Here is an 11,746-nt window from a genome sequence, read left to right as displayed (position 1 = left end):
TTTCGGACTGGCCGCTGCTCAACGCCCTGCTCAACACCGCATCGGGCGCCACCTGGGTGTCGCTGCACCACGGCGGCGGCGTCGGCATGGGCTTCTCGCAGCATTCGGGCGTCGTCATCTGCGCCGACGGTACCGACGATGCGGCCAAGCGCCTCGAACGCGTGCTCTGGAACGACCCGGCAACCGGCGTCATGCGCCATGCCGATGCGGGCTACGACATTGCGCTCGATTGCGCCAAGGATAAGGGCCTGCGCCTGCCCGGCATTCTCGGGAACTGATCCAATGCAAGTTTTGCATCCCGCGGACTATAAGCGCATGCCGTGGAAGAACGGCAAGGGGGAGACGGTGGAAATCGCCGTCTTTCCGCCCAACGCGACCGTCGAGGACTTCGACTGGCGAATCAGCACGGCGACAGTCGTGAGCGACGGACCATTCTCAACGTTTGATGATATCGATCGGACGTTAACTGTCCTAACCGGGGAGGGGATCGAACTCACGGTCGGCGGATCGACCCCCATCATCTGCTATCCAGATAGCGACCCGTATACCTTTCCAGCTGACGTGACCACGATTGCGAGGCTGGTGGACGCGCCAATAAGCGATCTCAATGTCATGAGTCGAAGGGGGCGCTGTGGGCATCGCGTTCTACGGCGCACGTTTGATCGCGAGTTGGAAGTGGGGTCGGATACGGCGGAGACACTTGTCATTATCGCCAGTTCCTGTCAGCTCAAGAGCACCGGAGAAGCGTTGGAGTATCTCGACGCCATCCGCCTGAAAGCCGGCGAGAAGATTGATCTTCGCGCGAGTAAAACCGCGTCCGTCTTCACAATCGAATTGATGCTTTCCCGACCCAGTTCCAATTAACCAGGGGATTTCACATGTTGGAAACAGCACCTAATCAGAACCGCCCACTCGATCAGCCTAACTTGGTTGAACACTACGGACCAATTGGTATTCGGGCCGTTGTCGCAGCATGCGCGGTAAGATCTCCTGAGAAGCCCCGATCCGAGACCGAGATCGACTGTGGACTACGGCAGGCAGAATTCTGGCGATTCTTTGAACGCTGACCGTAGCGATGCACCGCTAGGTCGTTGCCAACTCCGGGTACCGGATCAGCTTGGACGAAACATATGTCGTCAGATTTCAATGCGGAGCTTCATGCTCGACCTTCCATTTACTTTACCGGTCCTTCGCTAGTCGAGCACGTGGCACTCATGCCGACCGGATCGGTCAAACAGGATGGCGAGCGTTGCGTATCCGGCAACCGGGGCGAAGACGATAGCGTTCGCACTCAGGTAGAGTATCACACGGAATTCGTCACGGTCACCCGCGTGACGACGTTAGAAAGGGAGGTGAAGGACTGGCCCACGTCAAACCTTTCTATGCTGAACGTTACAGACCTCATAGGTGCAAGCTCAGCACAGCTCGTCTGCCGAATAGGCATTCTAGTCCTGGGGCCGGCACCCTCCGAGCTAGGGCCTACCCTTTTAGAGTTTGGATTTCGCGATACCGCTGCATCATCGATTGGCGGCGGCGCGGCTCAAGTGTGTTCGGACTTTCGTGTTCGAGACGATCAATCCAGCCGCATACTCCTTTTTAATAAGGAACTGAACGCGTATCGACTCGGGCGGATGGTTCGCCGCGTATGTGAAATCGAAACTTATCGCTCCATGGCTTTGCTTGGGCTTCCGGAGGCTCGCCGATTGGCTCCTCTCCTTCGGAGCTATGATCGAGAGCTTGTTGAACTGACAAACCGACATCAGTCGATGCGGACGTCTGAGCATCGGACTCTACTTGAAGACATCTCGCGGCTCTCAGGCCAAATCATTTCTGCTTCTGCTGAAACGCGGAATCGCTTTGGCGCCAGTTCGGCCTATGCAAAGATCGTAGAGGAGCGTATTCGCGAGTTGCGCGAGACGCATGTGCCTGGCTTTCAGAGGTTCGGTGTGTTCGTCGCGAGGCGGTTCAAACCCGCCGTCAGAACCTGCGAAGCATCCGCCTTGCGACTGGATCAGCTTTCAAACGCGACCATGCACCTGATCGATCTCCTACAGACGCGAATCCAAGTTGAGATCGAGTATCAGAACGCTGTCCAAATTCAGGCCGTTGCGGAGCGAGCCGCGACGCAAGTCAAAATCCAACGGGCCGTCGAAGGTTTTTCGATCATTGCGATTAGTTACTATCTACTGGGCTTGCTGAAGATCTTGTTCGAGACGGGTGAGCATGCCGGTTATCACGTAAGCCCGATGGTGATGCTTGTATCGATACCTCTTGTGATTGGGGCGGTGTCAATCTCGGTGCTTCGCATAAAGCACGCACTTTCCGTACCCGCTTAAGGTCAATTCCCAAACACCTCTGATCGATGCACCGAACCAGTGCGTCAAAGTTCTATAGGACAAGGCCGCTCGAAGGTGGTGTCAGAGATGGATCGGCCAGTCCCGCGTTTTAGCGAGCTAGTAGATGCAACGATTTCAAATCACATTAAGATTGATCAACGATATCGGTAATACATGCTGGGACAACATTGATTCTCTGCTTGTACCTCATTTCGTTGAGATCGGATTTGAAGATTACCTATACCTTCACAGCAACAGGCGGGATGTCCTCACTAACTGGCCGAGATCTGTAGCACTGGATTACGCAAAAACAAAATACCCGCCAGAATTCGACGAACCGTCTATTCGGATGGGTGCAGTCACATACTTATGGGGAGAATCGGCCACAAATCCGGCAAGCGAGCGGAGTCTAGAATTCTTGCCCCCCATACCCGCCAAGAGCGGCATTGTTCTGTTCATCATAGCGTCTTCGACCGACTACTCGGTTCTCTGTCTGTCGCGTCGCGTTGATGGCCCATTTGACTATGAGCTAGTTCCAGAAGTAAACATGGTAGCGACCGCTCTTAGCATGAAAGCCAAAACAGCCAGAACCGGCTTCGAAGCGGGTTCATTGGATGTTCTTAGTATAAAACAGCAAACAATACTACGCTGGATTGCTGAAGGTAAATCTAATTTCGCGATTTCCGTAATTTGCGGGCTTACACAACGTAATGTTGACTATCATGTCGCTCAGATACTATCGAAACTCGGCGTTTCTAGCAGAGCACAAGCGGCTGCAATCTTTGCTGCTTTCAATCGCCAAACTTGAGCTTATCCCCGGATGACTCACAAGCGCCAACCCCTCTCGGGCTACAGGATGCTGCGACTTCCCGTCATAAGGAAACCCGTCCAATTTCACTCGATGCCCGGCAACAGGGATGTAATGAGCTTCGCCAACCGGTCTGGAGGAGATGCCTGGCTGAAGTACCATCCCTGCATATAGTCGCATTTCATATCGGCGAGCAATTCAACTTGTTCCTTGGTTTCTACACCTTCTGCTGTGACAGCTTTGTCGAGGCTATGGGCGATGTCGATTATGCCGCGAACGATCGCCTGGTCCTCCGGGCAAGCCGCCATATTGGCAACGAAGCTACGGTCGATCTTCAGTTTATCAATGGGTAAATGGCGTAAATGGGTCAGCGAAGCGTTTCCTGTTCCAAAGTCGTCAAATGCAATCTCCACGCCCGCCTCATGGAGGCGACGAAGCCCCCGCTCCACACGTTCTTGGTGGATGCCAAGAAACATGCTCTCCGTTACCTCGACGCAAAGTTTCTCCGGGCCGATTTTGGTTTCTTCGCACAGCTCGAAAAAACGATCCACAAATGCGTCCGATCGAAAGTCGGAGTTGGTGAGATTGATTGCGACATTCTGCAAGGGAAACTGCGCGGCCAACATGTCCGCCAAGTCATAGAATGACTTTTGGAGAACAAACATCCCGATAGCTGCTCGTACTGCCGGATCCGAGAAGCCGTCTTTGAAGGTGCTCGGCGTCAATAATCCCTGTTGCGGATGCCGCCAGCGTATGAGCGCTTCCAACGAGATCAGCCCGTTGCGCACCACCGGCACGATTGGTTGATAGTGAAGCTCGAACCCATCCCGTCGAAGGCCATGCTCAATCTCCGACAGTAGCTGGGACCGGTGTTTGGCGACCGTCTTGAGATTGGCATGGAAGAGTTCGAACCGGTCGCGTCCAAGGGACTTTGCGTGATAGAGAGCTAGGTCAGCCGACTGAAACAGGTTCTCTGCATCATTCCCATCTTCGGGGAACACGGAAACGCCGAGACTCGCCGAAAGGCGCCGTGAAGTTAAGCCAATCTGGATTGGCTGGCGGATTTTCTCAAGGGCTTTTTCAAAGAAGGCTTCTGCGGCGGCCGGCGTGACATCGGTAAGTATTATGCCGAACTCGTCACCGCCCAGCCGGGCGGTGAAGCCTTTCGTTTGGCATAGTTCCCGGAGACGGGATGCCACGGTCTGTAAGAGGTAATCGCCCGCGGAATGCCCAAACGAGTCGTTGATTTCCTTGAATGTGTCTACGTCCAGAAGAGCGAGATGGAAGGTGCGTCCAAAGTCTGTAAGTTGCCGGATTGTCGTTTCCAGAAGTTGCCGGAAACTTCGTCGGTTCGGCAGACCGGTCAATGGGTCGAGATTAGCGATGCGTTTCAGCTGTTCTCGACTTGCCCACCGCTCGACTTCAAGCTGCTTGCGGTCCGTTATATCGAAATGGATCGACGTGTAGCTGTCGGCCTTTCCTCTCTCGGAGAGATTGGGAACGATCGTCGTGTCGACCCAATAAAGTGATCCATCCTTTCGCCTGTTGCAGATTTCTCCGTGCCAAATTCGCCCTTGCTCGATTTCACGATACATGGCTCGGAAAAACGCTACATCGTGCTGACCTGATTTGACCTTTCGATGGTTCTCGCCAATCAACTCTGTTTCGCTATACCCGCTGATCTCGCAGAATTTGCTGTTCACATAAGTGAAGGTGCCGCGGAAATCCGTGACTGCAACGATAACGGCAATGTCGAGCGCACTGATGATATCCTGCTTGGCCCCGAGCCGGGGCGCTCCCCAGAGTTTGATTGCTGCGTCTCGCAGAGATTGCGTCATCTGTGCGGCATTGTTCCCTTTGGAGCAGCATATTTCACGTTGAGAACCCATCGTATTTCACCACCTTCAGGCTTTGGAAGGACGCTAGATTGGCGTCCTGGAGCAGTGTCTGAATCTTCCCAGTTTTGCCACTACTCGTAGAGCGGGCCCGTATGGACCAAGCACGCATTGTGTATGCGTACGCATGGACGCGCGACGGCGGTAGGGTGGGATCTGTGCTGGGCAACACGGGTCAGCCTGGGACGGCTCTTCAAGAGCTTGCTTAGGGTCCAGCGAGACGACAGTTTCGCTTTTCCGCATCATCACTGCACCAGCACAGGCGGCTGGCACTTGACGCCGGTGACGCGCACATCGGCCTCGCCGACCCGGACGCCGACGAGCAGGAGCAGGTTGTAGAGGAGGTCATCGACCGGCTTGGTGACGGAACCCAAGGTCTGAGCCAGGGCCTGCTGGATGATCGTCGGGCTGCCGAGCGTGAGGAACAGAACCTGGATGTTGAGGTCGAGGTTGTTGAGCAGCGTTTGGGTCGTGGAGGTGAGAATATCCTTGGTGGAGACGCTTTTGATCGATCGAGCCGCAATCTCGGATGGGCTGAAGCTCAGGCGCGAGACCTTGAGATTCTGTGCTTCGACATGAGCGAGCGCATCGATCTTGACGACGAGGGCATCGACGAGGCGGGCCCTTTGTACGCGGGCATCCGACGAGAAGTTCGAGAGCACTGTCGGGTCGACGTCGCCGATGGCGATCTCGGCAATGCCTGGCACCGCGTCCACGCTGACCGCCGCGTTTTCCGGAGTGCCGCCGTAGCAGCGAATGTCGGCAAGTTTCGCCTCGGCATAGGCAAGTTCGACGTAGATCGGCAGTCTGACGCGGATGCCGGCAAGGGCCGCAAGGCCATCGACGTTGACTTCGACGGCGAGGCGGGTCTGCGCGGTGCGCACGGCTGCGCCCGGGGTTCCGAGGCGATGGCTGGGCGTCTGGACCGGCGGCTCACCGATCGCGAGCTTGACCTTGGCGGAGGCGATGCCGGGAAGCCCGGTCACGGCGTTGAGCGCGATCTGGTGTTCGCCATTGGCAATTGCGGCGGCCGCGGAGACGATCTGCAGCGCGCTGATCTTCATCGCCCAATCGGAACCGGCATCGATCTGCAGGCTCTTTTTCGGATCGAGGTTGAGGATCTGGGCCAGTGTGACGGTCTTCTTGTTGTTTGCGGTCGAAAGCTCGATGCTCTTCAGCGCGGCTGTCACTGTGCCTGAAAGACCCTGGACGAGCCGCATCGAGGAGAGCAGCTGCGGCATGGTCAGATTGGCCTTCAGCACGTCCTCATAGGAGGCGGCGGTCAGGTTCAGCGTTGTCGCGACGATTTTCAGGAACGGCTGGACGTCGATGTCGGCGTCGATGAGAGCCTGATAATCCATCACCTTGAGGGAGATGGTCGTGCCGAGCATTTGCCCGAGGATCGAATTCAACAATCCGTCGTTCAGGCTGGCGAGACGCGAGCCGACAGAGAAGGCGGCAATCTTGGAGCTGGCGGCCGTGCCGATGACGCTTAAATCCGGCGGCGCGCTGAACATGGAGGCTAGGAAGATCTGGCCTTTCTTTTCCAGCAGAACCTGAACGGCATCGGTCGGCGTTGCGTCCTTGACGAAGCGCTGTCCGGCCTCGACGGAAGGGTCGGGGATATAGCGACCGCGCGCCAGCGTGGCCACGCCATCCACCTTGCCCGTGCCGACATCGCTCAGCGGCAGCACCTTGCCATCGACCGTCATCAGCCCGGTCGGCGTGGCCACGGCGTAGTTGAGGCCATTGTTGGAGAAATGGTCGAGTACGGACTTCTCGGCCGACGAGATGTTGGCGGCCGCTGCGATCGCGGCAAGGTCGACCGCCGACTGCATCTCACGTTTCTGCACGGTGAGATAGCCGTAGTCGATGCCGAGCCCCATTGAGGCGACGACCAGCGGCATGACCAGTGCAGCGGAGATGCCGATATTGGCGTCCCTTGATTGGAGCAGCGTGCGCAGTCGCGTTGATTTCCACGACATGTCAGACCCCTCCCACGCGTATGGTTGCAAAGCGCTCGATCTGGCTGCTCGGCATCGCGAATGTGAAAAGGTTAAAGATCGGGAGGTCGGCGGCGTCGTATTTGATCCGAACGGTGAACTGGTTGGCGTTGCTGGCGTCGTCCTTGACGGTCACGGTCATGCGCGAAGATTTGATGAAGGCCTGATCCATCGTGGTGCGCCGGATGTAGTCGGTCGCGAGGCGTTCACGCTCGCCTTGGGATAGTCCAGCGATGGCAGTGCGTGCGGCATCGGCGGCGATCTGCTGTATGGAATGCGCTGTGCTGAGATAGACGCCGTAGGCGATCAAGGTCAGCACGCAAAGGAAGAAGAGCGGCGCTATGATTGCGAATTCGATTGCAGCGGCGCCTGTATTGGATCGCCGAATCAAGCGTAGCCGACGCCTGGACTCACACAGCGAAAGGCGAGCTTTGTCGCTCGCTGGCGTAGAGCCCCGATAAAATCGCAAAGCCAACTTGAGCACCTCGCTCGATTTAATCTCGATTTTTCTTTTTTAGAAGGAAGTGATGATCGCTTCGCGTGAACAGGTAAGCAGTTGTCAAGGAATGCGATGTATAAGCATGATAGGACCAGCTCCTGGTCGAGATCTAAGCGGGAGCTGTCAGCGGTCGCGCGCGGATTCCCGATCTGATTCAAGAAAGACGCCGGTTTGGGTCGAATAGCCGTGTCTTCCGCGATGACGTCCCTTCGGCGATCGCCGTGCTTTCCTATGTTTCCCACGCTTGTCGAGGAAACGAGGTCACCCGCCTGCTCGCAAATGCCGCTGGGGAGGTCACCTAAATAAGCAGGTGATATATTAGCACAACCGTACCGGAATCGGCGAAAGCGACCTTCCCCGCGTTGGACTTTGTCCGGTATCTGACTGCATCGGTTTGGCCGATGTAGTTTTTCTTCCCCGCGTCCAGAGAGCCATCTGGGTGCGAGCCTTGCCCCGCCATCCTTGGCGGGGCTTTCTTTTGACCTTCTCAGACTGCCTATGGTGGAACGTAAGATTTTCACCGCGCCGATGACGCCAAAACGCTAGCGAAGCCTGATCAAACCGGGGGGTGACCAAATGAGAAAGCTAGTCGCAGGAAAGCTTCACGGCATCCACGTAACGGAGGCCAACCTCAACTATCACGGGTCGATCACGCTTGACCCCAACCACTGCGAGGAAGCCGGCATCCTGCCGATGGAGTTCGTCGAGATCTGGAACAAGAATTCCGGGGCTCGTATTTCTACTTACGTCATTCTCGGTGAACGCGGATCCAGGTGCTGCATCCTCAATGGCGCGGCCGCACGTACCTGTCAGCCCGGCGACCAGATCATCATCTGCAATTCGGTCTATCTCGAGGAGAGCTATCTTAAGTCATTGAAGCCGAGGATCCTGATTTTCGACGAGAACAACCACGTGCGAGATCGCCTCAGCTATGCGGTTGGCGTCGATGCGGCCGGCAAGTACACGTTCGAAATCCTCGACCAGTTTGATAGGACCTTGCCCGTCCCGCTCGTGGTGTCAGGCGGCTGAGTGCATCGCCGATCCACGGTGGGTGCCGCCGTACCTCTTTGAAGTTGAGCCGTCTGTTACAGCGGGAATCCGCACAGAGGCCGCGCCTGTCGTGGGCTTCCGCTCATTTCTCGCGGCCAGTTCCATAATAGTTCTTATGCGATATGTTATAACATTACCGACGCGAAGCCGTCCGCATCGAGTTCGATGCTGTCTGACCAGACATAGTCGCCAGTGAGATACGCGTGCACTGCATCCACAAAATAACACTAGGTTGCATATTGTTGTTGCACTTTTTATGGACGTCATGCATGCCACCCCGGGACCGGCGTCGCTTTTGTCACACTGGCCGAGCTTCAAGGAGATCTGTGGCATGTTGTTTCGATCCCATAGCCGCGACTAGCTCGGCCTTGGATATTGCTTGAGCGTCCACATCAGGTCCGGACGTGGCAAGATACGTGCCGCCAGCGCCCGCCGCGAGACCCACGCTGGCCGCGATTGCCAAAAGGATTTTCTGGTTCATTACAACCTTCCCGTCAGGTTCTGAGGTTGAACCAGAAGCGTTCCTTGACGCCCTTGTCGTTCGGAATGTCGAAGAAATAAGGATTTGAACGTTGTGGACGAGGCCTCGTGATTTGGACCTTGCACCCGTTGTCGCTCAGATTGTCCGGATCGTTATAGAGAGTACGCAGTTCGATATTTGCTCGATCATTGGCGCCCGCGTTGCCGTATCGGGCGTGGAAGTCCCTGCGGTTCTCGCACCGGTCGACGACCTGAACACATTTGTTAGGAGTCCGCTTCACCCCATCGCGACCGCTTTCGCTGTAGCCAATGCTCGTGCCGGCCGGGCAATCCTCATATTGCTCGCGACCAGGTTTGCCCGCCTTCGCCTCGTGGCAGATAGGCCAAGAAAAGCCGGGCTTCTTCATCGCGTTGATGAGCTTCGTCATCGGCGGTACGCAATAGGGGACGCCTTGCCACGACGGACTTTGGGAGGCGGCGCAGAGGAGCACTTGACAGCCCCAGGTGGCGTCTTGTGCCTTGGCGCCTTGGGGAGCAAGGGCAAAAGCGGCGAGACCGACTGTGGCGAAAAACATCCGTTTCATTCAGGTGGTCCTCATGATGGTTGCGGCGGGAAACAGCCGATCGACGAAGAGCCGCGTCGATCGCGCGCTGGCGGGTGCTCTTCTTGAGCGAATTCCGTCACCTATCGGTCGGTCCTCCTTGGCTTCCGCCGAGCATCGATAAAGGGGGGCGAGATTTCGCTCTCGCGATCCGCGAGAAGATTGGCGTCCGCGATCGGCTGGCGGCCGAGCGTCTTGTCTACGGCTTTGCGCCGCCACTCGTTCATATCGAGAACGTAGGTCGCCCACATGCCATAGCGGGCTGCCATGGCGTGCCGCTGATAGGCCAGGTACTGAGTGTTATACGAATACGGCGGGGCCACGCGGGCCCAACCAACCCGGAGCATCTCTAGCGCAATATCTTGCCCGCTCGTCGTGCAACGGGCCTGCGGGATGCCATCATGACCATAGGCGATGACGCGACATTCGACCGGTTTGTTGCCGACGGTCCTTTTGAGCCAGGACTTTGCGAGTGGGCCGCAGGGAACGGGCGAAGGTGCTTTTTGTCGCCGGCGGTCCAGCCACTTAGGGTCGAGCGCCCATTGTGGCAGCTCGCAGGCGTCTATATCGGCGAGGCGGACACGCTGGGAGAATTGTGGATACCAGAGGGTCCGGCCATCCATGACCGCGACGCGACCCTTGAAGACTGGATACGCGTGGGACGGAGCGTCGCCCTGCCGCCGTCGGGTTGCATCGGGATTCCCGACGAGGTCAGCCGCGGTAGCTGGCAGAATGATCGCAGTGAGAGCTGCGGTAGCGGCTAGGCATCGCTTCATTGATCCGCTTTCTTGTTTCGCGCATTCACCTCGCGGCTCAGAAGAATGGCCGGGTGCTGAACGTCTTCGAACTGCCAGAGGCCGGCGCGCTTATCGCGGGCAAGCTGCTCGGCCACGGCATAGGGAACGTGATAGGGCAGGCCCTCACCGTTGAGGGCCGCGAAGGCGTAGCCGCTCGTGATCAGCACATTCGCCAGATCGAGCCGGTCTTTTCCAACGGTCGCGTAGCAGACCACGTAGGCGATACCGTCCTTTTTAACGATCGGCGCGCAAACAGGCTTGGTGTCTTTGATGTATGCCGCGAGTACGGCAAGGGAGGCCTCGCCGCAATCGCGCTTCTGCCCATGATTGTCCGTGTAAGAGGTGCCGCGCAGGCAGGATTGAGCGCCATAGAGCCGGTAGCGCTTGCCATCCGACGTCCACGTATCGCCGGTTTCCAAGGTGACGCCAGGCAGCAGATCGAAATATCCATCTGGCGCGGCGGCGACGGATGTCGGGAAGAGGGCCAGTAGGAGAATGAGAACCTCTCTCATTGCCCCTTTACCCTTGGATCGGCCCACATCCCGAAAGAGCCTTTTTGCCCGATCTCCTCGGCTTTGGTGAGATCCGAGCGAGCGGGCGTTCCGTCAGGTTTCTGCGATATGCGTAGCGCGCCCAGCGATAGCAGCTGCTCCTCGAACATATCGACGGAATCGAGAGTGCCAGGAAAGTTGTAGTAGCCGTAGCAAGTCGCGTTCTGAAGGGGTGCGCCTTGCTCGCTCACGAACGCGCGGCAAAAGACGACCTTGGGGTTTTGCAGCATGATTTGGAGCTGCTTCTGTGCAAAGTCGTCACAGCTCCCGGCGAAGTCTTCACTACGGTTGACCATTTCACCTTTGCAGGGCTCGAGCCCGTAGAGGCGAAGCGTCGTTTTATCGTCAACGCGGAAGTCCGTGGGCGATACGGCCTTGAACCCCGCCGTGGTCGCGTAACCCTTGCGATCGGCGACTTTGCCACTTCCGTCGTAGTACTCGATCACCAGCACGGTCTTACCCGGCGCTGCCAGTGACTTGATGTAGTTCTTGTCGATGTCCGAGGCAGACAATGCGGGTGTTGTCATTACACCACCTACGAGCGCGGCAATGATGGTCCGTTTCATTTTCTAGCCCTTATCCAAATTGCTTCTGTCGATCCCCCCGGCAAAAGGGGGTTTCAGTGATCTTCAAAAAGTTGTATCGCTGAACCAAATCGATGTCATTAGCTCACCAATCTAAACAGTTTTCGTTTCAATCACAACACCGCAAGTCAGGCGGAGGAC

General features: G+C 56.9%; 12 protein-coding genes and 1 pseudogene. 5 read left to right on the top strand and 8 right to left on the bottom strand.

Annotated elements, in window-relative coordinates:
- From IB263_RS32520 to IB263_RS32505, 4 genes and pseudogenes are all read left to right on the top strand, one after another.
- Positions 1 to 278: pseudogene (locus IB263_RS32520) on the top strand (urocanate hydratase); the annotation flags it as partial.
- Between the two features lie 4 nt (positions 279 to 282).
- Entirely contained in the window at positions 283 to 864 is a 582-nt protein-coding gene (locus IB263_RS32515; RefSeq protein WP_192358072.1) for a HutD family protein, read from the top strand.
- A 266-nt stretch (positions 865 to 1,130) separates the two neighbouring features.
- Positions 1,131 to 2,336 carry a DUF3422 domain-containing protein gene (locus tag IB263_RS32510; protein ID WP_192358074.1) on the top strand — a complete coding sequence of 402 codons (1,206 nt, stop codon included), beginning with the start codon at positions 1,131 to 1,133 and terminating at the stop codon, positions 2,334 to 2,336.
- Between the two features lie 124 nt (positions 2,337 to 2,460).
- Positions 2,461 to 3,144, top strand: coding sequence for a LuxR C-terminal-related transcriptional regulator (locus IB263_RS32505; RefSeq protein WP_192358075.1), 684 nt, complete (start codon positions 2,461 to 2,463; stop codon positions 3,142 to 3,144).
- Between the two features lie 86 nt (positions 3,145 to 3,230).
- Here IB263_RS32505 and IB263_RS32500 read toward each other — a convergent pair whose 3' ends face one another.
- From IB263_RS32500 to IB263_RS32490, 3 genes are all read right to left on the bottom strand, one after another.
- A complete protein-coding gene (locus tag IB263_RS32500) occupies positions 3,231 to 4,982 on the bottom strand; it encodes a bifunctional diguanylate cyclase/phosphodiesterase (RefSeq protein ID WP_192439554.1) in 1,752 nt (583 codons plus the stop codon).
- Positions 4,983 to 5,284: 302 nt separating this feature from the next.
- On the bottom strand, positions 5,285 to 7,024 hold the full coding sequence (locus IB263_RS32495) for a pilus assembly protein TadG-related protein (protein ID WP_192358079.1): 1,740 nt from the start codon (positions 7,022 to 7,024) through the stop codon (positions 5,285 to 5,287).
- Position 7,025: 1 nt separating this feature from the next.
- Positions 7,026 to 7,433, bottom strand: a complete 408-nt coding sequence (locus IB263_RS32490; protein ID WP_192358210.1) for a TadE/TadG family type IV pilus assembly protein — start codon at positions 7,431 to 7,433, stop codon at positions 7,026 to 7,028.
- A 684-nt stretch (positions 7,434 to 8,117) separates the two neighbouring features.
- Between IB263_RS32490 and panD the strand changes: the two genes are divergently transcribed.
- On the top strand, positions 8,118 to 8,570 hold the full coding sequence (gene panD, locus IB263_RS32485) for an aspartate 1-decarboxylase (protein WP_192358081.1): 453 nt from the start codon (positions 8,118 to 8,120) through the stop codon (positions 8,568 to 8,570).
- Positions 8,571 to 8,889: 319 nt separating this feature from the next.
- On the opposite strand, the gene IB263_RS32480 is transcribed toward panD, so the two are convergent.
- From IB263_RS32480 to IB263_RS32460, 5 genes are all read right to left on the bottom strand, one after another.
- A complete protein-coding gene (locus tag IB263_RS32480) occupies positions 8,890 to 9,072 on the bottom strand; it encodes a hypothetical protein (RefSeq protein ID WP_246811147.1) in 183 nt (60 codons plus the stop codon).
- A 13-nt stretch (positions 9,073 to 9,085) separates the two neighbouring features.
- On the bottom strand, positions 9,086 to 9,655 hold the full coding sequence (locus tag IB263_RS32475; protein ID WP_192358084.1) for a hypothetical protein: 570 nt from the start codon (positions 9,653 to 9,655) through the stop codon (positions 9,086 to 9,088).
- A 101-nt stretch (positions 9,656 to 9,756) separates the two neighbouring features.
- On the bottom strand, positions 9,757 to 10,449 hold the full coding sequence (locus IB263_RS32470) for a thermonuclease family protein (RefSeq protein ID WP_192358086.1): 693 nt from the start codon (positions 10,447 to 10,449) through the stop codon (positions 9,757 to 9,759).
- On the bottom strand, positions 10,446 to 10,982 hold the full coding sequence (locus tag IB263_RS32465; RefSeq protein WP_192358212.1) for a thermonuclease family protein: 537 nt from the start codon (positions 10,980 to 10,982) through the stop codon (positions 10,446 to 10,448). The genes IB263_RS32470 and IB263_RS32465 overlap by 4 nt, the downstream gene beginning before the upstream one ends.
- Positions 10,979 to 11,587 (bottom strand): hypothetical protein, encoded by a 609-nt coding sequence (locus IB263_RS32460; protein ID WP_192439553.1) that lies wholly within the window; start codon positions 11,585 to 11,587, stop codon positions 10,979 to 10,981. Before IB263_RS32460 ends, IB263_RS32465 begins: the two co-directional genes overlap by 4 nt.
- Positions 11,588 to 11,746 lie beyond the last annotated feature (159 nt).

Source organism: Ensifer sp. ENS03, from assembly GCF_014852035.1.
In the GTDB taxonomy this organism is placed as follows: domain Bacteria; phylum Pseudomonadota; class Alphaproteobacteria; order Rhizobiales; family Rhizobiaceae; genus Ensifer; species Ensifer adhaerens.
This window is presented reverse-complemented; position numbering and strand designations above follow the sequence as displayed.